Source organism: Desulfotomaculum sp. 1211_IL3151 (assembly GCF_036763075.1).
Classification (GTDB): Bacteria; Bacillota; Desulfotomaculia; order Desulfotomaculales; family Desulfotomaculaceae; genus Desulfotomaculum.
In genome coordinates, this window is the sequence record NZ_JBAIYV010000036.1 from 1 (window position 1) to 26,018 (window position 26,018).

A 26,018-nucleotide genomic window follows, 5' to 3' on the forward strand; every position below is an offset into this window, starting at 1 on the left:
TTGTTATGCCCAAAACGGGGCTTAAATAGTGAAACTAACCTGCAAAGATGTAATGATTTTCCTGTCATGAATCAAAATGGGCGTGTCGCCCTACGTTTTCAAATAAACGTTTTGCAACACGCCCTTTTCTTACTTAGCCATAAGCCGTGGGCCATGCCAAAAAATGATCCTTAAGCAATCCATGCAATAAAGCGGATGGTTCATTAGCGGTTCGTATTTGTCACCACGCCAGCACAGCGGGGGCAAAGGGTGGTGTGGTCGGCATGGCTGCCCACTTCTTCGTGGTACATCCAACAGCGCTCACACTTGGCACCTGTGGCTGCAACCACCTGGACGGCCAGTTCCAGTTCCTCTGCTTGCATGGCATTTGCCGGAGCCTCTGCCAATGGGTGTAGGTTTACTTTAGAGACAATGAAGAGAGTGGTTAGCTCCCCTGCCATTGGTTCGAGTAATTTCGCCACTTCCCCGGCAACATAAAGATCGACTTGGGCTTCCAGAGCATTGCCAATCGCCTTGTTCTGACGGGCCACTTCTAAGGCCTTTAATACTTCTTTGCGAATTTCATGGATTTTATCCCATTTCTTTTCCAGTTCAATGTCCATGTACTCAACATTTACTTCTGGCATATCCAATAATTGTACACTGGCCAGACGTTCTCCCTCCACCGGCATATATTTATAAATCTCTTCGGTGGTAAAGGCCAGGATTGGTGTCAACAGCCGAACCAAAGCATCCAGTGCTTCGTAAAGAACAGTCTGAGCCGACCGGCGCTCCAGGGAATCTGGAACTGCGGTATAGAGACGGTCCTTGATAATGTCTAAATAGAATGCACTGAGTTCCACCACACAATAATTGTGGATGGCGTGGTAAACAACGTGGAACTCATAGTTTTCATAGGCATTACGTACTTGCTTATTCAACTTGTGCAGTTCCATCAAGGCCACGCGATCTAACTCCGGCATCTTTTCATAGGCTACCTTATCCTTGGCAGGATTAAAGTCGTACAGATTACCCAGCAGGAAGCGGGCAGTATTTCTAATCTTGCGGTAGGACTCGGTCATTTGCTTTAAAATATTCTGAGACAAGGCTAAATCCGTTCGGTAATCGGCAGAGGAAACCCACAGGCGAAGGATATCCGCACCCATCTGGCCGCAGATCTTTAAGGGGTCCACAACATTGCCCAGGGACTTGGACATTTTACGTCCCTTTTCATCCACTGTAAAACCGTGGGTTAAGACCGCTCGATAGGGTGGCTTTCCTGTCACAGCCACAGAAGTGGATAAAGAGGAGTTAAACCAACCTCTGTGCTGGTCACTGCCCTCCAGATAAAGGTCTGCAGGCCACTGCAGTTCTGGCCATAACTCTGGCTGATTTAATACAGCCAGGTGACTGGAGCCAGAGTCAAACCAAACATCCATGGTGTCCGTCTCTTTACGGAAATCCTTACCCTGACCACAGTGGGGACAAGTCAAACCCGTTGGCACCAGTTCATTGGCTTCCTTAGCAAACCAAATGTCGGAGCCATGCTCCCTGAACAGTTTTTCAACGTGGGCAATGGTCTCCTCCGTGATGATTTCTTTGCCACAATCATTGCAATAGAAAATGGGGATCGGCACCCCCCAGGTCCGCTGACGGGAAACACACCAGTCACCACGACCCTCCACCATGTTGTAAATGCGATCCTCACCCCAAGAGGGAACCCATTTGACATTGCGGATGGCCTGCAGTGTCGCCTGACGGAAACCATCCACCGATGCAAACCACTGCTCGGTGGCCCGGAAAAAAATAGGTTGCTTACAGCGCCAGCAGTGAGGGTACTGGTGCTTAATATGAACGTGACCCATTAAAGAGTCCTGCTCCTTTAATTCCTCTACGATGCTCTTGTTGGCATCCATAATAAACTGACCCTGAAACTTGCCGCCCTCGGCGGTAAATCTTCCTCGGTTGTCAACCGGAGCTAACACCGGCAGTTTGTACTTTTTACCAACCAGAAAGTCATCTTCACCATGGCCCGGTGCTGTATGCACCGCACCGGTGCCAGCCTCCAAGGTAACGTGTTCACCTAAAATAACCAGTGATTCCCTCTCTTCAATAAAGGGGTGCTGACAAATTACTCGCTCCAGTTGTTCTCCTGGATAGGTAGCCAGGACCTCAGCCTCTTCGGCACCCACCGCTTGCTTGAAGGACTCCAACAATTCTTTGGCCACAACAACCTTCTGGCCCTGGACAACAGCCAGGACATACTCAAATTCCGGGTGCACACTGATGGCCACGTTAGCCGGCAAGGTCCAAGGGGTGGTGGTCCAAATTACCACCGCTGCATCCTGGGGTAAAACACCCTTCCCGTCTTTCACAGGGAATTTCACATAAATTGAGGGAGAGGTTTTATCGGCATATTCTACTTCTGCTTCGGCCAGAGCAGTTTCACAGCTGGCACACCAATAAACAGGTTTTAAGCCCTTGTAAATATAGCCTTTTTTGGCCATCTCACCAAAGACCCGAACCTGGGTAGCTTCATATTTGGGCAGTAGGGTTATATAAGGGTTTTGCCAGTTACCCCTAACACCCAGGCGTTGGAATTCCTCTCTTTGGGTGTTAACCCACTTTAGAGCGTAATCCTTACATTTAGCCCGAAATTCCACCGGATTAACCTGGTGGCGATTCAATCCAAGTTGCTTAATTGCTTGCTGCTCAATGGGCAGACCATGGGTATCCCAACCTGGTATATAGGGGGAATCGTAACCACTCATGGAACGGTATTTAACAATGATATCCTTTAACACTTTATTTAAGGTATGTCCCAGGTGAATATGTCCATTGGCATAGGGTGGGCCATCATGCAAAATAAATTTTCTTCTGCCCTTATTCTTTTCCTGTACTTTATTGTAGACATCAATTTCTTCCCAATACTTTTGTGTTTCTGGTTCCCTCTGGGGTAAATTGCCCCGCATGGGGAAATCTGTTTGAGGTAAATTTAGTGTTTTGCCGTAATCCACCTAATATTTCACTCCTGACCTTTGCATTTAATTGAGAAAATAGAAAAGCCCGCCCCTAAAGGGACGAGCTACTTTACCCGCGGTACCACCCTCATGAACAGGAAAAACCTGAACACTCGATACACTGATAACGGCAGCGCAGCCGACCAAGCCTACTCCCCGTTGTTCAGGTTTCAGCAGGCACCTCCCGGGCGATCTTCAAAGGATGGCACTGATTCGGATTCCACCAAGTACCGAACTCTCTGTACAGCCTCCAACCATCTACTACCCCGTTCAAAGGTTCTGAGAATATTTATAAACAGAACTATTATAACCAAAACCGTTCGGAAGGTCAACATTTGAGGTTTATTGTCGTTGCAGTTAGCTTTTAGCTAGCCTGAAAATAACGGCCATCGGCCTTGGGCTTCATAGCCCATGGCTAACGACAAAGCAAAGCCCTTGCCTTTGCTTCACTGACCCCCCGTATACGCACTAGCTTATTCCGGCCAGTATGTCCAGAGACAATCTCTACATTGGATTTAGCAATGCCAAAAACTTCCCCCAAAAACTTACAGCAGGCTTCGTTGGCGGCACCGTCCACTGGGGGTGCCGTGAGGCGAACCTTTAGAGCCCCCTCCATCTCACCGGCCAGGCTATTTTTGGCAGCCCTGGGCTGAACCCGCACTTTTATTACCACACCATTTTGATCCTCTTTTATGTCCAGCATCCAGTCCACTCTCCTAATAGCCGTCAGCTTATGAGGTAATAATTGGAAATGATACGTCCCTGACCCAAGATCAAAGGGCTGCTGGGCGGCGGCTAAATTATCAGCTCACGCTCTCCTCCTCCACCGCCTGAACCTTCCCCTCCATCAGCTCCATTTGGGCTTCTAACAGGGCTCTAAACTTGGCCCTAAATACCTTGGCTTGTTTTTCCAACTGACGATATTCTAATAAAATGGCCTCAACCCTTGTTTCGGCCAACTTTAGCATTTCTTCGGCCCTGTGGGAGGCTTCCTTAACAATGCGTTCAGATTCTGCTTCGGCCTGCTGGGTCATGGTGCGGGCCGAGAATTCTGCTTGTTCCAACAGAATCTTGGCTTCCCGTTCAGCATTTTTTTTCATATCCTCAGCACTTTTTTGAGCCATCACCAGGGTGCGTTGTAAAGCATCCTCCAAATCACGGTAGTGGACAATACTTTCTTGACTCTGACTAAGCTGTTCCTTTAACTCATGGTTTTCTACATATATTTTTTCATAGTTGTCTTTTATTTTAAGCATCCAGGCGTCTACCTGTTTGGTATCATAGCCCCTAATGGCTTTATCAAACCCTTTGGCCTGAATTTCCATTGGCGTTAAATAACTCACCTGAAACACCTCCGCTGCTTTTTTATCCCAGTTATAAATAACGTTTTAACACTATACCTATTCGGCCACTTTTGGTGTTTCCTTTAATCTCGGATATTTCCACCCTGCCTCTTCCCCGCATGGAAAGCATATCGCCCTCTTGAATCGGGGCAGCTACATTGGAACAAGTATGCCAATTTATGTTTAGTCTTTCCGCCTGTATTTCCCGGGCAATGCGGCTTCTGGAGGTACCAAACCCAGCAGCGGCCACAGCATCCAAACGGAGGGAAGCAACGGTTGTTTTGATTTCTTTCACCTTTAACTCAGGCAGCACTAACTCCCCGGCGTTAATCTCTCTTACTTCCACTCCAACTTTATGTACCTTGGTTAGGTTCGTCCTTAGGTAAGAAACAATCTCCTTGGCTACCATGACCTGGCAACCCTTCGGGGTAACGATTAAATCCCCTACCATTTCCCTTCGGATGCCTAATCCCAATAAAGACCCTAGAAAATCCCTGTGATTAACCTGTACCATTTTAAAATTACCCTCCACAGCTAAAAGAGTAATTTCATAATCGATATCTGTACCAGCCAGATAATCAGGGAAAATGGCAGTTCTGGTCCTTTCTGCCATTTCGTAACCACCCTGGGTGGCAAAATCCAACCCATGAATTCGTTCCAACATGGAAAGGATGAGACCCGTATGATACGGGTCATAAAAATGTGTTAACTGAGGAGAATGATTTTTTAACACGGTTTCCACTGAGTCTAAAACCTTCGTTAACACAGCTTTTTCATCGGGACTATTTAGATGACCCACCAGGGCCTTACGATCTAGTCTCATTATCTTACCATGTTAAAAATAAAGCTTTGAATCATCCTTAGTACAAGAAAAGCTACGATAGGAGATATATCCACCATGCCAAGGGGTGGGATGACTCGCCTAAAAATATTTAAGTAAGGGTCCGTTGTTTCGTAAAGAAACCGGATAATTGGATTGTGTGGACTGTGCGGAAACCAAGATAATAAAATTCTTGCTAACAACATCATTTCATAGACCCAAAAAGCTACTTCAATAAAAGATAATAAAGTGTACATGGTTCACCCCGTCATATTATAACTTTTTATGATTTTGCCCAGGCAAAGATACTTTTCTCCTTGGTGTCTTTTCTTAACTCATTGGCTATATCAACATTACTGGGAACAAAGAGAAAAATGTTTTGCCCTACTTTCTGCATGTCACCATTTAAGGCAAAGGTTGCACCACTAATGAAATCAACAATTCTCCTTGCCTGCTCTGGCCCAGCCTTTTCTAAATTTACCACTACTGCCCGCCGGTTTTTTAGGTTTTCCGCTATCTGATGTGCCTCATCAAAGGAAGCAGGTTCACAAACAACCACTCTAAGTTGGCGACCTGAGTGAATACTTACCACCGGCGCGTTTTTCTTTTTAACCTGCTGCAAATTCTCCCTTTTATCTACCGCTTCCTTTTCTTCCTGTTGTTCTTCTGTTTCGTCAAAACCAATAAACCCCAAAAACTTATCAAACATACCCATCGCCATCCAATCCCCCCCTTTAATATCTACTGCCAAAAATAGCCGTTCCTATTCTTATCAGAGTGGCCCCTTCTTCTATTGCTACCTTGTAATCATTGGTCATACCCATAGACAATTGATCCATCCTTACTCCCGAAATATCTTGCAAATCATGGGCCAGTCCCTTTAATTGCCTGAAGACGGGTCGAACCTCCTCCGGGTTCGTCACAAAAGGGGCAATGGTCATCAGACCTTGAATTGCAATACCCGATAAACCAGCAGCCTCGGCAACAAAATCACGTGCCTCCTGAAGTTCCAAGCCAAACTTTGTTTCCTCCCCGGCCACATTGACCTGAACCAGTACGGGTGTTACAATGCCCGCAGCCTGAGATTTTTTGTCAATCTCTTCAGCCAGTGTCCAGCGATCCAAGGAGTGTACCAATGCTACCCGACCGATTATATACTTCACTTTATTGGTTTGCAGGTGTCCGATTAGATGCCAGCGGGCCGCCGGTACCTCTGGCAATTTATTTTGTAATTCTTGAACTCTGTTTTCCCCTAAATCAAAGATCCCTGCGGCAATACATTCATTAGCCCTAGCCGCGGACACATTCTTGGTTACCGCAATCAAGGAAACCTCTAATGGATTTCTCCCAGACTTTAAGGCACTGTCCAAAATTTGTTGTTTTATTATTGAAAGGTTATCAGCAATACGCAATGTCATTCCCGCCTTTTCTATAGCTTGTCTCCCTCCCGGACAAACCTTGGATTGACTACATAGGACATACCCGGTTGAATATCCGCACCTTCTATGGCTGCTTGTCCATTTAACGTCTTAATTATTTTAACGGGCACCCAGCGAACCAGGCCTTTCCAAATGATATACAAACCTTCTTTGTTATCTTTGCTTACCAGGGCTTCTTCCTTTATCAGCAACCCACCAATCTCCCCTGTGATAATCTGAAAGTCAATTGTTCGGTGATGGAGGATTTCATCGGGGTAATTCTTCAAGACCAAAACAAAGGCCTTCTTTTCTCCCTTGTTCTCTAACTTATCAATTTTTACCCTGACCAATTGGTTTTGCCACTCTAGTTTTATTTCAGCATCCTTTAGCTCTTGAAGCTGCTTAAAATTCTCGGCCTCAAGCTCCCCGGCTATAAATATTGGCGTCAGATTATCAATGACCTTGGCTATGGGGGCACCCTTTTCAACATTGCCCCCTGGGTTCAAAGGAATATTATTATCTATTTTATCCAAAGGCGGCATTTCAACAACATCTAATTGTCCCGGTACTAAAATAGCTTCCAAGCCATCAATATGGTTACAGAACATACCACCAGCAGGAGTAGTCACTGCATACTGTTTTAGTCCCGATACGGTGTCCATGCTGGGGGCTTCCAATACTCCCAAGCTAGTACCGGCTTTCACCTTTTGGCCATCTGAAACGGAGTATTTCATAACCCCTTTGAGAGGAGCATTTATTAGGTATTCCTGCTTAATCAATAGGGCTGAGACGGCAATTTTCTCTGTCAATTGCCCCGGCTGAAGTGTTTCAACCCTTGCAATATTTCTATAAACAACATCCTTTAAACTTAAAAAGCACCAAAATAGGAGGAGCAAACCTAGGCAAAAAAACATAATCCTCGCCGCTAGCTTTTTTCTGGGACGTCTTGCTTTAGGTTTGCTAGCAAATCTCCTTGCCAATAACATCACCTGCCTAAATATGCCAGTTTAAAGATTTCGACAGGTCCGTTAGGAATTCCTTTGTAAAAAAAACACCCATAAGGGCGTTTTTTCTTATTTTACTAGAGGAACTTGGCTTGCGCAAAGTCTGTAGACGCAGACGGCAGCCAAGTTCCTCTAGCCTGATAATCGCTTTCTATTCTCCTTGTTCGGATGGTGCCGACCAGCGGCATGAAAGTCATCTACGATCATCCTTAGAATTTTTATACTTTCAGATCGCGCAAGTTAAATCAACCTTCGATGCTTCTTTGGATTTAATGGCAAGGTAAAGGTAAAGGTGCTGCCTTGATGATTGCTTTTTACATAGATTCTTCCACTATGGGCTTCTATGATATGCTTACAGATGGAAAGACCCAGGCCCGTACCACCCATTGATCTACTTCTGGCCTTATCAACCCGATAAAATCTTTCAAATACCCGCGGTAGATTTTCTTCAGGAATACCAATGCCGGTATCAGACACAGAGGTCTCAACCTTTTCTTGATTAAAAACAACCGAAATATTCACCTTGCCCCCAGACATTGTATATTTTATGGCGTTGTCCAATAGATTAATCATGACCTGGGCTAAAAAGCCCTGATCACCCGGTACTGTGGGCAGATCATCCTGTATCTCCGCTGTTATCGCAATATCCTTTTCCCTGGCCCGTCCCTCGAACATCTCCATGGTATTGCGAATAACATGCACCAAATCAACCGGTTGTTTGTTTAGTTTGGTACTCCGATCCTCCAAATGGGATAATTTTAAAAGATCATCAATAAGATTCTCTAAGCGCTTTCCTTCGGCACTAATAATCCCTAAAAATTTTTGTGCTACGCTTGGTTCCTCAATGGCCCCATCCAGCAAGGTTTCCACAAAACCGTTAATGGATGTGAGGGGAGTCCTCAATTCATGGGAAACATTGGCCACAAACTCAGTCTTCATCCTTTCCAGTTTACGCCTTTCGGTTACGTCTGTTAACAGACCAACTACCCCAATTTTTTCATCATTCTTTCCCTTAAGGGGAGTAACCTGAACGCGAAATAATTTAGGCTGTGGTGTTATTACTTGTACTTCACCATGGTCCACCGGCTGCATTTCATGCAGTGCTTTGATAAAAAGTTCTTCTAACTCATGGTTGCGAATTACTTTAATCAGTTCATCGCCAAGCCAATTAGCCTCTTTAATTTTAAATATCTCTTCTACCACCGGGTTGATCAGAATGACCCGGCCATGCTTGTCCAGGGCAATCACACCGTCGGCCATACTGTTTAAAATAGCCTGGGCACGGTTCCTTTCTTCCGTAATTACAATTAAATTTTTTCTCAATTCCCGCGCCATATAGTTAATGCTCCAGGCCAGGTCATCCAGTTCCTCTTCACCTTCTACCCGAATTTCTGTATCTAAAAAACCTCCCGCCATCTCCTGGGCAACAGAAGTAATTTGCTCAACCGGTCTAATTAACCGCCGGATGGTTAACCAAGCCATAAAAACTGTGGCCCAAAAAGAGCCCAGCAGCACGGTGAGAAGGTTAGCTGAGCCAATGTAAAAAAGTATGGCAAGAAGAAAATAGATAAAAAAAAGGCAAGCATAGCTTCCTAAAGTACGCTGCCTCATCCCCTTTAGCACTTTAAACTAGACCTCCTTGAAACGATAACCTACGCCCCTGACTGTCTCGATAAATTGCGGTGCCTCTGGGATTTGCTCTAATTTTTGCCGAATATGACGGATATGAACATCAACCGTTCTCGAGTCACCACTAAAATCATAACCCCATATTTGCTCCAAAAGAAAATCACGCGTAAACACCTTGCCAGGGTTTCTGGCCAGATACCTTAATAGCTCAAATTCCTTGGGGGTAAAATCTTGTTTAATGCCTTTATAAGCTACGATAAAACGTTCCTGATCAATAACCAGCTTGTCAATAATAATTCTGCCTGTTTCATCGGAAAGCTGATGATCCACAGTTTGCCGCCTTAGACGAGCCTTTATACGAGCCAGAAGTTCCCGTGGGCTAAAGGGCTTGGTAATATAATCGTCTGCCCCCATTTCCAAGCCCAACACCTTATCCAGTTCTTCGCCCTTGGCACTAAGCATGATAATGGGGATCGCACGGGTGTTGGCTTGCTGATTTAGTGTACGGCAAACAGACAAACCATCCTGACCTGGCAGCATCACATCCAGTAAAATAATATCCGGCATTTCTGCCCTGGCCATTTCCAGAGCGGTATCCCCATCGCCTGCCTGCAATACCTGATAATCCTCCCGCTCCAAATTATACTTAATTAATTCGCGAATGGGTTGCTCATCATCCACCACAAGTACCTTGGGCATGATCGATCCCTCTTTCTTTCGGTTACTTAATCATAATTAATGATGCCATACGACCCGTCTTCCCTTTTTCTGCACGATGGGAAAAAAACATATCATTATGGCAAACGGTACACAGGCCAGCCAGAGTAATATTTTCCGGCTTTATTGCTGCCTCCAAGAGAGCCTGGCGATTGGTCTCCCACAGGTGAAGTTTCCAGTGTCCAATACCTGCTGGTTTAAGAAGTTCCCTCCATTGTTTAAACCGGCTAACCACCACTTGTTGAACGGGTTCATCCACCTGGTAACAACAGGGGCCAATGGAAGGCCCAATTCCCACCAAAATATCACCGGGATTGCAACCAAAAGCTAGTTCCATTTGCCGTACCGTCTCTGAGGCGATTCGCTGGACTGTACCCCGCCAACCAGCATGGGCCAACCCCACACATTTTTTCACCGGATCATAATAAAGGATTGGTACACAGTCGGCATAATAGCTGGATAAGGGTACACCGGGTGAATTTGTAATTAAAGCGTCGGTATCGGGCAGAGCCGTAGAATAATCTACGGCCCCCCTGCCTCGATGTTCTGGACCAACAACCTGTACACGGTTACCATGGACCTGCACGGCTGCAACAAGATCTTGGTGTGGCATACCCAAAGCCTGGCAGGCAATCTGGCGATTGGCCTGAACATGCCCTGGATCGTCACCCACATGTAAGGCCATATTTAATTCAGCATAGGGCTGCTGACTGATGCCCCCTACTCTGGTGGTAAAACCATGTACAATCCGATTGTCCTGCTTAAAAGCAGCAAACTGGATAAACTGGCAATGATCTTTATTGGCAACCGTTATTCCCTGCATTTAGCTTCTTCGCTCCTTAGCTAATATTCTCTCCCACATTCTCCTGGGCAACCTCATTTACCTGTGCCTCAAATTGGGCCAATTGGCGGAGCAACACAGAATACTGGGATGGTGACAGATTTCCCTGCATAATTCCTGCCATCTTTTCGTTAATACTCTTCCAGGTGTCAACAAAAATTTCGGGCATGGCCTGTTTTAACATATCCGGAGCCAGATCAACCTTCTCTAACAAACCGGGGACGTGGGCACGAATGCCCGCAGCATTGATTAAGCTCATCAATTGATCCGAAGCCTTCGCCTCACCATGCACCAGGTATACCTTTTTTATATTGGCAAACTGTTTGACCCAATTTAATAATGCAGCTTGGTCGGCATGGGCTGAAAAACCATCAATGCGGCGAATATCTGCCTTCACCGCAATTTCCTCACCATGAATACGGACTGTTTTCTCACCAGATAGAATACGCCGTCCCAAGGTTCCCTCCGCCTGATAACCCACAAATAAAATTGTACATTCCGAACGCCATAGGTTATGGCGCAGGTGGTGTTTAATTCTACCAGCATCACACATGCCACTGGCAGAAATAATGATCGCCCGGCCGTTGAATAAGTTAAGTTGTATTGATTCTTCTGTGGATAAAGTAGTTCGAATGTTAGACATTTCCAGAGGGTTGTGCCCCTGGGCAATTAGTTCTTTCGTTTCCCGGTCATAAAATTGCGTATTCTTACGGAAAATTTCCGTGGCCCGGATGGCCATTGGGCTATCGATATAAATGGGCATCTCTGGGATAGCATTTTTCATACGCAATTGATTGATGCTATACAGAACATCCTGGGTTCGGCCAGCAGCGAAGGCAGGAATAATTAATTTGCCGCCCCTTTGATAGGTATCAATAATGGCCTTTTGTAAAAGCTCCAATTTATTATCAAGATCTTCATGCACCCTATTGCCATAGGTAGACTCCATCACCACATAGTCTGCCTCCGTAATAAAGGAAGGGTCCTTAATAAAGGGTTGGTTTATATTACCAATGTCCCCGGAAAAAACAACCTTTGTTTCTTTGCCATTTTCCTTGACCCACATTTCAATCATGGCGGATCCCAAAATATGTCCGGCATCCCTGTAACAAACCCTTATTTCTGGGCTAATGGGAATTATTTCATTATACTGAACTCTTTCAAAAAAGTTTAAAGCCCGGGCACCGTCTTCCGCGGTATAAATAGGTTCAATCAATTTCCGCCCTTGCCGGCGGTATTTACGGTTTTTACGTTCAACCTCCATCTCTTGGATATGCCCACAGTCTGGCAGTAATATTTCGCATAAATCCACAGCAGCAGAGGTGGCAATGACTTTTCCTTTAAAACCGTGTTTAATAAATTTCGGAATGAGACCGCTATGGTCGATGTGGGAATGGGTTAATAAAATATAGTCTATGCTAGAAGGTGACAAAGGGAAATTTCGATAGTTACGCTCTTTAATTTCCTTAGAGCCTTGAAATAAACCACAATCCACCAATAGACGTGTGGAACCGGTATCCACTAAAAAACATGAACCAGTAACGGTTTGGGCTGCCCCTAAAAATTGAATGTACATTTTCTAACCTCCCCGTTCAATCTCTCCTACATTATTTCTTGAAAATATAACAAAAACCTTCATTTTCTTTTCGTCTTTATGGTTCGTGTTTGTCATTGCTGCAAGCTAAGTGGGCCATGGGGTTTGGCTGCATGGTATTTGATGCTATTTTCAGGGTAACAAACTTGACAAAACCGTCAGATAATTTTACTCTAAGTATGGTCATATTTTTTATGTTTAACACGGAGGTGTTCATTATGCCTATCTATGAGTTTCGTTGCCAACACTGTGAGCATCGGTTTCAGAAGCTCTGTTCTCTGGGTGAAAATGGAGAAAATATCACTTGTCCCTCATGCAAAGCGGCTCATCCCAAGAGAGTGATGTCCGGATTTACCCTTAATAATCCAGGTGCATTGGTCGGCAGCCGTGGTGACAGTTGTCGTGGGTGTACCTCCAGCAATTGCGAAGGCTGTAGAAATTAATCCCCAGGGGAATTAAAATTAATTCCCCCGGGGATTTTTATTTTCCTTATAGATTTAAGCAGCGTACCTCAGCCATATCCAGGCGAATGCGGCTTCTGTTGCTGGCACGGGGATTAAAGGTGAAGACCAGTTCTGCGTTGACCGCTGTACCGGGAACCCTACCGGTGGTAAAAGTGAATAACTCGAATCTTTCATCCTCAATAATGGCCGGTGAAAAGGGACCTTGGGGAGCTACACCAACCACCCTGCCGGAACGGTCACGGAAAAGTACCTGAATACCAAATTGGAAATTGCCCATCCGGGAACCCTCCACATCCTCGGCAATCCGGAAGCTAACCCGGTTATTACTACCCGGTGTGATGGGGAAGGTTTGCGCTAGGGTCGATTGCTCAGTGGGGATGTTACCCATTTCTACCGAATAACGGCCACTAAAGGCAATATTCGAACGGCGAACATTGGTAGCATTCCAGCCCGCCGGCTGAGTGGCTGTGCGCCAGCTTTCAAAACTGCTATTGGTAAGCAGATTTTGACCCGTGCAGGCTCCGGGGCCCGGCGGTCTGGTAGGCCCAGGTGTTGGTGTGGGTGTTGGAGTAACACCTGCTCTGATTCTGAAGGTGCCCCTTATTCCCTGGTTCCTTAATCCCTGGGCCACATTAAAGGCCTCTAAAATGAAGTTGCCCGCTGCAACCTGGTTTCCTGAATTATTTGTTTGATCCCAAGTATAGCGGTAAATGGCATATTGATTGGGCCGAATGGTTACCGTGCCGGACTGTTGGGTAAAGAATCTTCCCCTGGAATAACGCCACACCTCAACCTGGTCCGCAGCCCTGCGTATAACCAGTTCGAACCGTTGACCCGTGTTATAACGTAAAGTGATCGCGCGATTGGTGACATTGACTTTATATAGCGTGATGGGAACCCTTTCCCCCCGTCTGAAATCGCCGCTGCCAATCACCAGGATATATAACAAACCATTTACCTGCCTGGTGGTATATTGAGAACCACTAATGCCTTGCACCCGTAAGATGGTATTAATGGTTGAGCTATACTGACTTGCCACTTGGGCCTCATTTTGATTACCTAACTGGGCAGTAGTTAGTGGTGCTGTTTCAGCTACTTCATTCTGATTGTTCTCAATTTGATTGTTCTCAATCTGATTACCCTCATTGTTAGAAATTTCTCCCCCTACATCGGGCACGGTTAATTGCTGTCCGACATCAATCTGGTTGATATTCGTAACTTGGGGATTAAACTGCTGAAGTTCTGAGATGGAAATGCCATGTTGCTGTGCGATCTTTGAGAAAGTATCCCCCGGTTGCACAATATATACTGCCATAAACTGTCCCTTCCTTTCGGCATAAGTCTTTAACACATCCTATGCAAAAATGAAGGGAAGTGTGCTGTGAGCTTGTTAGCTGTGAGCTAGACATCATAAGCCTTTGTCATCCTAATACCGCAAGCCGGACCTCGAATACCACAACCCTAGGCCATGGCCCTTCTGGGAAATAAAACCCACCGAATTAGCAGGTGCTATCGTTATCCCCCTGAGCGACTTTGGCGGAGCGCCGTTAATAACTCTTGACGAGTGGAGGGCGAAATCGGGGGGGCGCGCTCAGGACGAGCGCGCAGCCTTAGCTGAGACAGGACGTCGAATCTAAGGCGACCCCCGATTTCGCCCGGAACGAGTCTTAGAGTTATCGGCGCGGAGCTCTAGGAGCGAATGGGGGATAACGATAGCACACCCCCTTCGCGGATGCAATATGCCATGCACCAAAACCCCATGGCCCATTTAGCTCACAGCTAATGGCTCATAGCTAAAGACTAGCTATAACTATGCAGCCCCGGCATCAGCCAGGTAACCCCAAACAGCGTAAAGATCACCGCTGCAAAGCCCACGATTGACAACCAAGCAGTCCGTCTCCCCTGCCAGCCCCTGGTAAAACGACCATGTAAAAAAATGGCATAGATCAGCCAGGTGATTAAAGCCCAGGTTTCCTTGGGGTCCCAACTCCACCAGGTACCCCAGGCCTGTTCCGCCCAAACAGCTCCAGTGATTAACACCAACGTTAAGAAAACAAAACCAACGGCAACCACCCGGTACAATAGTTTATCTAAGGTGGCCGTACTGGGCAGCAAAGAAACTCCCTGGGCCAGGGCTGTGCTGCCAGATCCACTGGAATCTAGGGCCACCGGTTGAGCATCACGGATCAAATAGAGCACACCTACCCCAAAGGATACCCCAAAGGCACCGTAGGCCAGCACGGCTGTGGCCACGTGGGAGTGCAGCCAATAACTTTGCAGGGCAGGCATCAGGGGCCTCACTGTACCATTTAGCATACTGGCAGCCGCCAGCAGCAGCACAGCCACCGGCACAACTACCGTACCCAGCAGCGGCACAGGATGCTTACGTTGGGTAAGCAAATAGGCCAGTATCACACCCCAGGCAAAGAAAATGATAAATTCATACATATTGGCAAAGGGTAAACGCTGAGCGGTTATGGTTCGTATAACAAGACCTGCTGTATGCGCTAAAAAGCCTGTCCCCACCATTCGTGTAGCCCATTTGACCAGCGATGCTTTTTCCGTAACGGCATAGACCAGAAATATCAGTGCCCCCAGGGCATAAAGACCAAGGGTGAGATCAAAGGCAAGTTGTTCGGTTATGGGTATCATGTATGAAGAGAACGCTCCTCTCGGATAATCCCGCTTAATTTTTCAATAAGTAGTTCTTCCTGTTCCCTGCCCCTTAGTCGGTGCCGGGCAGCCAGTCGTATCTCTGTGCCTGTGGTCTTTGGGGAGATCAGCAACCAAATTTGATTGGGTTTTACATAGAGACGTACGGGCAAGGCCAGCAGGAACAGGATAAAGCCAAGCCAGATAAGGGGCAACCCAGGATCTTTCTTAACACGCAGTCCGGTATAGGCAATACGATTGGTAAAGACCACTTGGCTTTCCATTAAATGGATCGGTTCCTGGAGTTCTGCAATCCCCATTGAAAAGGGCATTCCATTGCTGTAAACCACATATCTGGGCCAGCGAACTTCCAACTCTAGCCGGGCAGGCCCTCCTAATAAAATCCTTTCCCCTTCCTCAATATTAAAATTAAAGGTATGCTTCTCATCCCTGATGGCACCCTGCAATTGATAGCCGTAGGATGTTTGGTAAATTTTGACCCCCTGATAATGAAGGGGATTGTTTACAGAAACAGCTTTTTCCAGCTTTTTTTCGTTGGCTAATGAAACTTCAATTAAGGAGGTATATTGCTTGGGTGTTCCATCCTCATGTTGGTCAATGGTAAATTTCTTTACGTTAATATCAAAGGGAAAACCTTGCTTGCTAAGCTCTGACCGACCCGGAACAGGAACCTTCACATATAGCTCCTGACCCCAAACAGCACCCGCCACACCCCCGGCAATAACAAAAACCATGGCCAAATGCAGTAACGGAGAGGCTAGATTAGCCCAACCCTTGCTTTTTCCAATGAGAAGTTTCCCTTGTTCAACCTTTTTCCCTGCAACCCGAAAACCCAAGTGACGAAGTTCAGATGTTGCCTCTGGAATTGCTTTTTCGGGTGGGCAATTTTCCAGGATGAGGGTTCTATGGTGGCCCCGATGCGTTAATGCCCCCGGTACACCCTGATCCCGTTTTAACAGTCCCTTGACCCGCCTGACTGTACAGCCAAGCATATTCAGAGTCAATAGGGCACTTAAACCCAGGAACCAGGGGGAGACAAAAATCCCCATCTGAAAGGTTCCCATGACGGAAAAAATGATTAACAAACACAAAAGAGCCAACCCCAGGGACATGGAGGTAAGAAACCTCCATGTCCCTGCAATGGCAGAAACTATTTTATTCATTATCTCGCAGCCCCCCGTGCTTTTTCGGCTGTTTGAATGGCCTGGTGTGCCAAATCAATGGATTTGCCGAGAAATACTGCTGCTTCCTGACGATTATGAAAACCCATGCTGTTGGCGGTAGCAACCCAATCCCACATCCACTGGGACTGACGATTTAACTTCCTGGCTTCTTCGATTAACTTTTGATCAGCACCCGGTGCAGCCGCTGCTTCTTTGATGGCATGGATGGCTTTCACATTGGTATTGCCGGCAAGATCCAAAATCTCGTGATGCTGGTCCTGAATCTTATAAACCATGTTCTTCAGTTGTTCCGTACCCTCCCTGTGACATTGGGTACAGCTTTTATCCATGGTGTGCACCGGGCTGGTAAACCAATGAGAAGAAATTTTGGTATCACCCTGTTTAACATAAGGCATATGGCAATCGGCACAGGCTACACCCGCCGACTGATGTACACTACCCTGAAATAATTCGTAATCTGGGTGCCTTGCCTTCAGCATGGGTGTCTGTGACTCTGGATGCACCCATTCGGTAAAATTCAATTTTTCAAAGTAGGCCAAAACCTCATCGGCCTTTAAGCCGTTATCCCAGGGGAAAGTGGTCTTCTTGGTATCCTTTTGGAAATAGTAGGTTACGTGACATTGGGCACATACTAGAGAACGCATTTCCTGCTTGGTGGCTTTGGTAATATCTTTACCCTGACGCTCAAAAGCTTCAAGCAAAGCCGGACGGCTGATTCTCAAATCATTGGTCTTCGGGTCATGGCAATCGGAACAACCGATGGGATGTTTTACCTCCTTATATATCTCGCTGAAAGGTTTACTATAAAAAGCATCCCCATAGGTTTCAATCAATCTGGGAACCTCAGTTCCTTTACAGGTCATACAGGCACCGCCGGTCTTGGTTCTCTTTGGGTTAATGGCACCAACATCCTGCACAGCATAGAAATGGCTCCTGGGCTCATAAAACTCCTCGCCATAGCCGGTACCTGCATAAAGCACTTTCAAATAGGGCTGTATCTCCAGTTTACTGGTTCTGTTGTTACCGCCATATTTTGTCTTCGTTTCATATTTACTGCCTTCATTAAAACTTTCCCAGTGCTTGGGGTAGTATTCACCCCACACTTCACTGGCTTCGTAATTATCTTGTATTTCCTGGGGGTTAATCTTTCTGGCCGCTTCGCTTAAGGTTCTGTTATTAATGGAAAATGCGGTATATACTGCCCCAAGAATCATTGCTGCCACCACCACGGACAGTGCTATGATCAGTCCTTTGTTTCTCATGGCTAATTATTCACTCTCCCTTTGTATATACCAGTATCGGCTGTGTGGTTCGTTTTGATGGCAATCGTAACAGTTCTTGCCACGATCATTCTTGGGATACCCAACAACCTCCATCAATTTCGTGTGACAGCGGAGGCAGTTATCATTTACCACCTGGGAACCGTGACCACTTATTTCAATCCTGTTTGGTATGAGTCCCAGGACCATTTCCAAGCCATCCCTTGTCCCTGTAAAGGCTTTATAAAAGGCTCCGGGAATAAAACGATGGGGAATATGACAATCCCCACAGGTAGCATGTTCCCGATGCGCCGATGCCTGATAGGTATCAACCCAGGGATTCATTATATGACAGCTGCCACAGAATTTTGGTCCGTCCAGCTGTTTTGATATAAACGGAATTTTAATTGCCAGGATACTACCCAACCCTACTACAGCCAGCACCAGCAATATCTGCCAGACCCTTTTCATACGACCTCCACAATTTCCTTGTAGAATATTCCGTTATTCGAAACTTACATTATATTTTCCATGATTTTACTTATTTATACTGTTTCCCCAAGATGATTGCTATATTTTTCTTGCTCCATTACAATGATATAAAATCATGCAGGACAAACTATATTGAAAAATAATTTATTGAGGTGTGGTATGTATAAAGAATTAAGTCCCTATTACGACTACATTTTCCCGGCAAGTCAAGAGCAGTTAACGTTTTTTAAGCAGGTGTTTGGGGATTTAGGGGTCAGCAGGGTATTGGATTTGGGCTGTGGCTCGGGAAATTATTCTTTGGAATTTGCTAAGTGGGGCCTTGCCGTGGTTGGTTTGGACTACGAACGGGAAATGATTCGCTTGGCTCGGGAAAAGGCCAGAAAACTTGGCCTACGTGTGGACTTTATAACCGGTGATATGAGAAAGCTTGAAGATATTGAAGGTAAGTTTGATGCCGTGATTTGTATCGGCAATTCTTTGCCCCATCTCTTGACTGACAAAGACCTAACCACCTCACTCACACAAATGAAAGAAAAGCTCTATCGCGGGGGAACCCTCATTATTCAAACCGTAAACTACGATCGAATCCTAAAGGGCAATATTACTGAGTTGCCGGATATTGTTAACAACCAAGCTGGCATCATTTTTACCCGTCACTACGATTTTCGTGCCAATGGACTTATTGACTTTAAAACAACCCTTATTAAAAACGAACCGAACGGCAGCCAACATCGTTTAGGTTCCGCTCAGGTTCCTTTGCGTCCTTTAACCCGCTTAGAGCTGGAAAAACTTATGCAAGCCGTAGGTTTTGAGGATATCCAAGTTTTTGGCGGCTTTAGCCGTAAATCCCACGGTTGGGATAGCCAGGCAACAGTGATACAAACCTTTCGCAGAAGGTCCTGTAAATTAAGTTAGCACAAATAGGAGATGGATCATGGAAGCTACTATAAAATATTTACAGAAGGTGCCCCTCTTTTTCGATTTATCCGAAGAACAATTACATGAATTGTCCAGCCTTCTATTGGAACGCAGTTATCAAAAGGGGCGAATTATTTTTATGGAGGATGAGCCAGGAGAAGCACTCTATCTTTTAAAATCTGGACTCATTAAGTTAACCAAAAGGCTGGAAGATGGCCGTGAGCATATCCTGCACTTCGTAAACCCCGGTGAAGTTTTTGCAGAGGTAGTGCTATTTGAAGGGGGCAATTATCCAGCCACCTCAGAATGCCAGGAGGATTGTGTAGTGGGCGTGCTGCGCAATACCGATATCGAAAGACTTATCAGTCAAAACCCCAACATGGCCGTAAGTATGCTGCGTATTATGTCCCGACGACTACGTACTGCCCAGGAAAAGGTAATGAATTTGGCCCTGCATGATACCGCCCGCCGCCTAGCCTTTACTTTGCTGAAAATGTCCGAAGAACATGGCATAAAAAAGGATCAGGGTACCAAAATTAACATGAACCTAACAAACCAGGAACTGGCCAACCTAACCGGCAGTTCCCGGGAAACCATCAACCGCATGTTAAACAGCTTTAAGCGGGCCGGTGCCATCGATGTGGAGCGGCAGCAAATTGTGGTGTTAAATAGGTTAAAGTTAGAGGATTTATTGCGTTAAAAAACACCGTGCCCGGCGCACGGTGTTTTAACTTAGGCTTTCATATTGCGGATGAGGATAAACCCCAAAACAACCGCCGCCCCGGCAATGACTCCGTTAAGCAGCCAGCGGTTTCTCTCTGTCCAGGGTTTTTCAATGGGTACAAAATCTGGATTAACCGCTTCGGAACTTGGTTGTAATAGAGGCAAATCCTTTTGCTGCACCAGATGTGAAAATTGGGCCACATCATATTTTGGTGCTTCACTCTCTGGGTTACCGTACCAAAGGTTGTTGATACCGACGGGAAGGTCTACTAAAATCTTAGGCACCTCTCCCCAGAGGGTAACCTCTTTAATATCTAACGGCGGGCTATCTTGATTGTGAATGATTAGCTTGATATACCTAGCACAGGCTTGTCTAAGGGGCAGGTTATTCTCTAAGGCAGCATAATCCGACCATTGATAATGATAGATCCGCCCATTGGACAGACTGCTCCAGGTGTCCCCATCATTGCTGTGCAAGGTTTCCAGCACTCGGCTATAGTTCCTCCCCGAAACTTCTAGGGTTAGATGATCAACAAAATACCCCTTTACTCCCAAATCAATTATCAATACCGTATCCTTTTCACTCTGTTCAATTTTACTGATTTTTCCTGGCAGGACGGAGAAATCTTTCTCTTCTACAGGTGTATAGCCGATTTTTGCTTCTGTTATGCTTAGCGCCTTCTGTTCTGCTGCATCAACGGTGACCCGAATCAAGCGATAATCTGCCGTTGGATAGATGATTTTATTATTTTCTAGTTCTTTCCCCACCGAATAGATCTTATCTTTGTGGATCAAGTTCCAGTTCCTGTTGTCACTGCTGCCTTCCACCTTGATTTGGCGCAGGTAATCCTGGTCTGTATCCAGGGATAACCAGATCATATTATTGGGGGTAGGTTGATGCAGGTCAAAGGTAATGCTGGAATACTGGTTTTCCCGGATCACGTTATTTAAGGTCCCCGCCCCGGAGTTAACCCCATCGGTACTTTCCTGGCTATAGTAGGTTTCAGAGGTGGGCAGCAACAGCTGGTAAGACAGCTCCTTCCCCCGGGCATCGATGACCCTTAGATCCTCAAACCCAGATTTGGTATGGGCCAATATGTCGGTATCCAACTGTATTACATGCATTCCTTCCTTTTCTGCCCTAAAGTTCTTTTTATACTGCCAGTTTTTTTCTTGAAAATCGGCATAGGCAGGTACAGCTAACAACAACAGGGCTACGATTAGTAATAAACCTTTCTTCATACCTGCCCCCCCTTTTCCCGCCGTTGGTAAACGAAAGAAACCCCCACCAGGATGCTTCCCACAATGATAAGAATAAGAATGCGGAAAATCATGTCTAAACCGCTCAAATCAAAAAATACTACTTTAAAGGTGGTAAGACCAAAAAGAACCAGGGACATATACCGAAAGCCTTTAAGATCGCGGCTTAAACCCACTATCATAAGAAATAGTGCAAAGGCAACCCAGGCCAAGGAAACAGAAAAATCCAAAGAGTAACTTAGCGTAAAGTAGGAAAGGGCCTGCTCAACTTCCCAGGTTATTTGTTTCACTGCCAAAATGGCTCCCAGCACTGCCGCCGGCCACACTCCTTTGCGTTCTTGCTCTGAAAGCTCTTTCGCATTATAAAGAAAGTGGGCGATTAAGAAACAGCCAAGCACAGATAGGTTAGCCGCCAAAGAATAGGCATTGACCAAGGGTAACGGATCGGTCTCCAGATAGGGATAACCATCCAAGTGAAGTACCAGTATTACGTAGACCAACAGGGCGATAGCAGCCCGACGGACCCAAATATTTTTCCCCTTTAGACCGCCATAGAATAAAGCCAAGGCTTCTACTGTCCAAGCCAGCTCCGTGACCCACTGTTCCTCCAGTTGCAAAGGTATCGCAATGGTGACAAAGGCTAATCCTGTACCCAGCAATGAAAGGAAGAGTAAATCATCACCCTGCATCCTCCTTTTTAGGCCCAAAGCTACCATTAGATAAAGCAAAGCCAAAATGATCGCAAATAAACCAAGCCAATCTTCATACCGACTATCTAAATTATTTGCACTGGCCATAAAAAAGAAAGCAGCATTGATAACCAACAATAAAACATCCCTAACTTCGGTTGGCTTCTGGTGGCGAATGTTGTATAAAAAAACAAGGATGCCAAATACAACGAAATAGAGTGTTAAATAACTTTGATTTAACCAGATGTTGGTATCTTGATTGCTCAGTCCCTGGCTAATGGCATAAACAAGAGCAGTACCCACAAAAGCTAGTTGATTTAGACTGCGCCACTGTTTATAAAAGGCCAGATAGAGAATCGCTAAATCCAGCACCGCCACATAACCCAATAGTGCTGCCGGATTGGCTTCCTCGCTGCCAATTAAGAAAGGTGCCAAAAACCCGGCAATGGTCGACAACACCGCAACACCAAAGGCCTGCTGCCTGACGGCCAGGCTACCACCAGCCACTGTTGTTAAAATCAATAGAGCAAAGGCCGTTCCAGAACCTATTAGGTGATAAAAATTGGCTGCTGCAAAGGTGGTTAAATAGATAATGCCAATGCCGCCCCCGGTAAAGCCCTGGGAAAAATAGCGATAATTTCGCCGCATCAAGATATCCCCACTAACCAAGAAAACTACACCAGCCAGATAGCCAATAACCATTCTGCCCAGTTCACCAATCCACTGATTATCAAAGGAATATTTAAGAAAATAAGCCAAGCCAAAGAGCAATATTAGGATCCCCAGTCGGTTCAAAAGCTTGCCGCCGATGAGGCTTTCTAAGCCTTCCTTTACCAAGGTGCCTTTCATCCTCTGGGAAGTTACATTGATTCTGTTTTTTAGTTGGTTATCCGGCGCAATGTTACCAGGGCTTTGTCCCATCACTTGTTTTGGGTCACCGGCCCCGGCTTCCAGCACAGCCACCCGTTCCTTTAATCTATCTACTTCGGAAGTTAATGCCTCTATTCTTTCCAGCAGCTCTTTATCCTTCGTCATCATGCACCACCTCTAAGGTTCTTAACTGAAGAAAATTCGCAAATCAACATAAGAATCCCTTTAAATGATGGCTACAAATTATGATAGTTTTGTGATCGTTAGTGCAGGAATTTTCTCCTTCAGCTAGAATAGTATTTATATTCGACTTTTAAATTACCTCCGAGCTGGGCGACCTACGACAAAGGTTATGGTTTTCCAGCCGATAGGGTTCACCCGGAAACAGGTGCACCTCCCGTGCGGAAAGGATGGTAAGGTGTGTTTGTTATACCTTAAACCGCACTGTGTTGCGGTTTTTTTAATTTATTTCCGTTCTCCGAGACATTATGCCTAAGGCTATGGCTAGGGTGTTTTGTACGACAGGGTTAATCTGGAAACGGCTTAGCCTCCCCCTTTGGAAAGGAGAGCATTTACCCACCTTCTATTTAGGGTTGGTTTGTGCTGCTTTTTCGGGGTACAAACCAACCCTTTTACTATTTTATTCCGGGTCGCGCCTGTCTCCCGTAAATTGGGCCCCCTTTTAGAAGGACCGCCTGTTAAGGCAAGTTTCCAGCAGTTTTAGTAAAATTTTAAATTAACTTTAGGGATCTCCAACCCCTAAAACTTCCATAATTGAACAACTCCATGTATTAAGCCTAAGCATAGGCGACCTGCGGCAACACCGCAGGTTTTTTCTTTATTTGACTAAAGTTCCTGGCACTTTAGTCAAATAAAGAAAAAATTGCTATTGACTAGGACCAGTAGGTTATGTTAAATTTGTTAACAATTACATATTCATCGACAATGATGGAGAAAAGTAGGTCGAACCCAGCCTTCCAGGGAGAAGAAGTCGAGACTGGAAGCTTCTTTAAGGCATGGTTGAGTGAAGTTCTCTCCGGAGTTGCTGTACTGAAGAGTAGTAGGTACAGCCGGGATTTCCCGCCGTTAAAAGGGAACAGGTATCGGACTTATATCCCGTACCGGTAATAGCGGCCTTTTGGCAATTTGGGTGGTACCGCGAAATCTAGCATTTCGTCCCTTTGTGGATGAAGTGCTTTTTTATTTACCGTGGGGTTGAAGTCCCGTATCTTGTAGAGGTGGGCCTGTATGGCCAATTTGGGTGGTACCGCGGATTAACTCTCCGTCCCTTTGTGGATGGGGAGTTTTTTATTTTTTTGTGAAAGGAGGGTTATCTATGTTAGGGTTTGCTGACCCCCAAATCATTCTCGCTTATATACTTTGCATTCTTTCCGCTGGTTTATGTGTGGCCTACGGAATAAAAAACTGGAATAAAGATTGTTAACGATTGAAAAAGGGGGCTGACCCCGGAGGAGGTCTGTAAAATATGGATTATAACGTGTTAATCCTCTGCATATTGCTTTACCTAGGGATAACGATTCTGCTATCTGTGCTGGCTTTTCGGCATACCAAAACAAAAAAGGATTATCTGCTTGCGGGTGGTGAAACACATCCCTCATTAATGGCACTTTCCTACGGTTCTACTTTTGTCAGCACATCTGCCATTGTAGGTTTCGGTGGCTCAGCGGCAATGTTTGGCATGAGTCTCCTCTGGCTAACCTTTTGCACGATATTTGTTGGTGTCTTCATCGCCTTTGTCGTCTATGGCAAAAGAACCCTCCTGGTAGGAAAGAAATTAGGAGCTAGTACATTTCCGGAATTTATTGCACTAAGATACCAATCTGAATTCATAAAAAAGTTTTCCGCCTTGGTCATTATAGCCGGCATGCCCGTCTATGCGGCTGCAGTTATGATCGGTTCGGGACGTTTTCTGGAACAGTTACTGCATATAGACTACAATCTGGCAATTATTATTTTTGGTATCATTACGGCTGCCTACGTGATTACCGGCGGTATAAAGGGTGTCTTATATAACGATGCCTTCCAAGCTTCCATCATGTTTTTAGGCATGATCCTGCTTTTTTTCGTGACCTATAGCAAACTGGGCGGCATTACCTCTGCTCACCAGGCACTTACGAATATGACCTCCCTGGTGCCAGAAAGCATGGCCGCCAAAGGTCACCTGGGTTGGACCTCCATGCCTAAACTTGGTTCAGAATACTGGTGGGTCGTCGTTTCCAGCCTAGTAATGGGCGTTGGCATCGGCGTGTTAGCCCAACCACAGTTAGTTGTTCGTTTTATGACGCTTAAGGGTCCCCGGGAAATAAACCGGGCCGTGGTGGTGGGCGGTATATTTATCCTCGTCATGACAGGTGTAGCCTTTACGGTTGGTGCACTCTCTAATGTTTATTTTCAGCAATCCCTGGGAAAAATCTCAATTGCTGCCGTTACGGATGTCGCCACAGGAAAACCAAACATCGACAGTATTATCCCACTTTATGTTCGTTCTGCCCTGCCCAGCTGGTTTGGGTACTTATTTATGATGACTCTTTTATCGGCGGCAATGTCTACCTTAAGCGGTCAGTTTCACGTAATCGGAACTTCCCTTTGCAATGACTTGTATAAAAACGCTACTCTTTCTTCTAACCGTTTCTCCATCCTAGTGGCCCTGGCTGCTTCCATCTATCTTGCCTTGAAACTTCCTGGCAGTATCATCGCAGTGGCCACAGCTATTTTCTTTGGCGTATGCGCTGCCACCTTTTTGCCTGCCTATACCGCTGCTCTATTCTGGCCCCGGGCCACAAAGTCCGGTGTAATCGCGAGCATGATTGCAGGCCTGACATCCAGTATTCTGCTCATGGCCTTTGTTCATGCTAAAGAATCGACGGCCCTTGGCCTAAGCAACCTACTCTTTGGTAAAACGACTCTCGTTGGCACACCCTGGGTCTACATAGACCCCATTATGATCAGTCTGCCACTTTCTGCTGTTGCATTAATAACAGTCAGTTTGCTATCTGAGAAGGTTGACTCGATTTACCTATTGGAGAAATCCACTGTAAATAAATAACAAAACCTTAATGACTCCCGGCTTCTCTTTTTCTGTCAAGCAAGCGCCGGATTC

General features: G+C 45.7%; 24 protein-coding genes, 2 riboswitches and 2 other annotated features. Of the genes, 5 read left to right on the forward strand and 19 right to left on the reverse strand.

Translation table 11 applies throughout. The features are described 5' to 3' along the window. Positions 1 to 203: 203 nt before the first annotated feature. The 12 genes from ileS to V6C11_RS09600 all read right to left on the reverse strand — a co-directional run bounded on the left by ileS (position 204) and on the right by V6C11_RS09600 (position 12,347). Entirely contained in the window at positions 204 to 2,996 is a 2,793-nt protein-coding gene (ileS, locus tag V6C11_RS09545; RefSeq protein ID WP_333530927.1) for an isoleucine--tRNA ligase, read from the reverse strand. Positions 2,997 to 3,052: 56 nt separating this feature from the next. Beyond that, positions 3,053 to 3,282, reverse strand: a binding site (T-box leader). 132 nt (positions 3,283 to 3,414) lie between these two features. Continuing rightward, positions 3,415 to 3,702, reverse strand: coding sequence for a DUF167 domain-containing protein (locus tag V6C11_RS09550; protein ID WP_333530928.1), 288 nt, complete (start codon positions 3,700 to 3,702; stop codon positions 3,415 to 3,417). Between the two features lie 100 nt (positions 3,703 to 3,802). Continuing rightward, positions 3,803 to 4,342: a DivIVA domain-containing protein gene (locus V6C11_RS09555; protein WP_333530929.1), complete on the reverse strand. Its 540-nt coding sequence runs from the start codon at positions 4,340 to 4,342 to the stop codon at positions 3,803 to 3,805. A 31-nt stretch (positions 4,343 to 4,373) separates the two neighbouring features. Beyond that, positions 4,374 to 5,165, reverse strand: a complete 792-nt coding sequence (locus V6C11_RS09560) for a YlmH family RNA-binding protein (RefSeq protein WP_333530930.1) — start codon at positions 5,163 to 5,165, stop codon at positions 4,374 to 4,376. Continuing rightward, positions 5,165 to 5,419, reverse strand: a complete 255-nt coding sequence (locus V6C11_RS09565; RefSeq protein ID WP_333530931.1) for a YggT family protein — start codon at positions 5,417 to 5,419, stop codon at positions 5,165 to 5,167. Before V6C11_RS09565 ends, V6C11_RS09560 begins: the two co-directional genes overlap by 1 nt. A gap of 26 nt (positions 5,420 to 5,445) precedes the next feature. Next, entirely contained in the window at positions 5,446 to 5,883 is a 438-nt protein-coding gene (locus tag V6C11_RS09570) for a cell division protein SepF (RefSeq protein ID WP_333530932.1), read from the reverse strand. 13 nt (positions 5,884 to 5,896) lie between these two features. Next, complete coding sequence (locus V6C11_RS09575) at positions 5,897 to 6,574, reverse strand: YggS family pyridoxal phosphate-dependent enzyme (RefSeq protein ID WP_333530933.1); 678 nt, start codon at positions 6,572 to 6,574, stop codon at positions 5,897 to 5,899. A gap of 17 nt (positions 6,575 to 6,591) precedes the next feature. Continuing rightward, positions 6,592 to 7,566 (reverse strand): HlyD family efflux transporter periplasmic adaptor subunit, encoded by a 975-nt coding sequence (locus V6C11_RS09580; protein WP_333530934.1) that lies wholly within the window; start codon positions 7,564 to 7,566, stop codon positions 6,592 to 6,594. Positions 7,567 to 7,824: 258 nt separating this feature from the next. Continuing rightward, complete coding sequence (pnpS, locus tag V6C11_RS09585) at positions 7,825 to 9,207, reverse strand: two-component system histidine kinase PnpS (RefSeq protein WP_333530935.1); 1,383 nt, start codon at positions 9,205 to 9,207, stop codon at positions 7,825 to 7,827. 6 nt (positions 9,208 to 9,213) lie between these two features. Then, positions 9,214 to 9,912 (reverse strand): response regulator transcription factor, encoded by a 699-nt coding sequence (locus tag V6C11_RS09590; RefSeq protein ID WP_333530936.1) that lies wholly within the window; start codon positions 9,910 to 9,912, stop codon positions 9,214 to 9,216. Positions 9,913 to 9,934: 22 nt separating this feature from the next. Further along, positions 9,935 to 10,753 carry a peptidoglycan editing factor PgeF gene (pgeF, locus tag V6C11_RS09595; RefSeq protein WP_333530937.1) on the reverse strand — a complete coding sequence of 273 codons (819 nt, stop codon included), beginning with the start codon at positions 10,751 to 10,753 and terminating at the stop codon, positions 9,935 to 9,937. Positions 10,754 to 10,769: 16 nt separating this feature from the next. Continuing rightward, positions 10,770 to 12,347 (reverse strand): MBL fold metallo-hydrolase, encoded by a 1,578-nt coding sequence (locus V6C11_RS09600; RefSeq protein WP_333530938.1) that lies wholly within the window; start codon positions 12,345 to 12,347, stop codon positions 10,770 to 10,772. Positions 12,348 to 12,583: 236 nt separating this feature from the next. Here V6C11_RS09600 and V6C11_RS09605 point away from each other — a divergent pair, with 236 nt between their 5' ends. Then, on the forward strand, positions 12,584 to 12,808 hold the full coding sequence (locus V6C11_RS09605; RefSeq protein ID WP_333530939.1) for an FmdB family zinc ribbon protein: 225 nt from the start codon (positions 12,584 to 12,586) through the stop codon (positions 12,806 to 12,808). Positions 12,809 to 12,854: 46 nt separating this feature from the next. Here V6C11_RS09605 and V6C11_RS09610 read toward each other — a convergent pair whose 3' ends face one another. From V6C11_RS09610 to V6C11_RS09630, 5 genes are all read right to left on the reverse strand, one after another. Beyond that, positions 12,855 to 14,144, reverse strand: coding sequence for a BsuPI-related putative proteinase inhibitor (locus V6C11_RS09610; RefSeq protein WP_333530940.1), 1,290 nt, complete (start codon positions 14,142 to 14,144; stop codon positions 12,855 to 12,857). A gap of 485 nt (positions 14,145 to 14,629) precedes the next feature. Then, positions 14,630 to 15,481: a c-type cytochrome biogenesis protein CcsB gene (gene ccsB, locus V6C11_RS09615; RefSeq protein ID WP_333530941.1), complete on the reverse strand. Its 852-nt coding sequence runs from the start codon at positions 15,479 to 15,481 to the stop codon at positions 14,630 to 14,632. After that, entirely contained in the window at positions 15,478 to 16,665 is a 1,188-nt protein-coding gene (locus tag V6C11_RS09620) for a cytochrome c biogenesis protein ResB (RefSeq protein WP_333530942.1), read from the reverse strand. The genes ccsB and V6C11_RS09620 overlap by 4 nt, the downstream gene beginning before the upstream one ends. Further along, positions 16,665 to 17,948: an ammonia-forming cytochrome c nitrite reductase subunit c552 gene (locus V6C11_RS09625; protein ID WP_333530943.1), complete on the reverse strand. Its 1,284-nt coding sequence runs from the start codon at positions 17,946 to 17,948 to the stop codon at positions 16,665 to 16,667. Before V6C11_RS09625 ends, V6C11_RS09620 begins: the two co-directional genes overlap by 1 nt. Before the next feature lie 6 nt (positions 17,949 to 17,954). Beyond that, positions 17,955 to 18,416, reverse strand: a complete 462-nt coding sequence (locus V6C11_RS09630) for a NapC/NirT family cytochrome c (RefSeq protein WP_333530944.1) — start codon at positions 18,414 to 18,416, stop codon at positions 17,955 to 17,957. A gap of 180 nt (positions 18,417 to 18,596) precedes the next feature. Here V6C11_RS09630 and V6C11_RS09635 point away from each other — a divergent pair, with 180 nt between their 5' ends. Further along, positions 18,597 to 19,352 carry a class I SAM-dependent methyltransferase gene (locus tag V6C11_RS09635; RefSeq protein WP_333530945.1) on the forward strand — a complete coding sequence of 252 codons (756 nt, stop codon included), beginning with the start codon at positions 18,597 to 18,599 and terminating at the stop codon, positions 19,350 to 19,352. 19 nt (positions 19,353 to 19,371) lie between these two features. After that, complete coding sequence (locus V6C11_RS09640) at positions 19,372 to 20,055, forward strand: Crp/Fnr family transcriptional regulator (RefSeq protein ID WP_333530946.1); 684 nt, start codon at positions 19,372 to 19,374, stop codon at positions 20,053 to 20,055. 32 nt (positions 20,056 to 20,087) lie between these two features. On the opposite strand, the gene V6C11_RS09645 is transcribed toward V6C11_RS09640, so the two are convergent. Both V6C11_RS09645 and V6C11_RS09650 read right to left on the reverse strand, forming a co-directional pair. Beyond that, positions 20,088 to 21,320: a DUF3999 family protein gene (locus tag V6C11_RS09645; protein ID WP_333530947.1), complete on the reverse strand. Its 1,233-nt coding sequence runs from the start codon at positions 21,318 to 21,320 to the stop codon at positions 20,088 to 20,090. Beyond that, positions 21,317 to 23,062: a DUF2339 domain-containing protein gene (locus tag V6C11_RS09650; RefSeq protein ID WP_333530948.1), complete on the reverse strand. Its 1,746-nt coding sequence runs from the start codon at positions 23,060 to 23,062 to the stop codon at positions 21,317 to 21,319. Before V6C11_RS09650 ends, V6C11_RS09645 begins: the two co-directional genes overlap by 4 nt. Positions 23,063 to 23,207: 145 nt before the next feature. Continuing rightward, positions 23,208 to 23,326: riboswitch (molybdenum cofactor riboswitch) on the forward strand. Positions 23,327 to 23,361: 35 nt separating this feature from the next. Continuing rightward, positions 23,362 to 23,480, forward strand: a riboswitch (molybdenum cofactor riboswitch). A gap of 353 nt (positions 23,481 to 23,833) precedes the next feature. Then, positions 23,834 to 24,081 (forward strand) — a binding site (T-box leader). A gap of 152 nt (positions 24,082 to 24,233) precedes the next feature. Between V6C11_RS09650 and V6C11_RS09655 the strand changes: the two genes are divergently transcribed. Together V6C11_RS09655 and V6C11_RS09660 are read left to right on the forward strand one after the other, a co-directional pair. Next, on the forward strand, positions 24,234 to 24,341 hold the full coding sequence (locus V6C11_RS09655) for a symporter small accessory protein (RefSeq protein ID WP_333530949.1): 108 nt from the start codon (positions 24,234 to 24,236) through the stop codon (positions 24,339 to 24,341). Between the two features lie 42 nt (positions 24,342 to 24,383). Beyond that, positions 24,384 to 25,964, forward strand: coding sequence for a sodium:solute symporter family protein (locus tag V6C11_RS09660; RefSeq protein ID WP_333530950.1), 1,581 nt, complete (start codon positions 24,384 to 24,386; stop codon positions 25,962 to 25,964). The last annotated feature ends 54 nt before the right edge of the window (positions 25,965 to 26,018 follow it).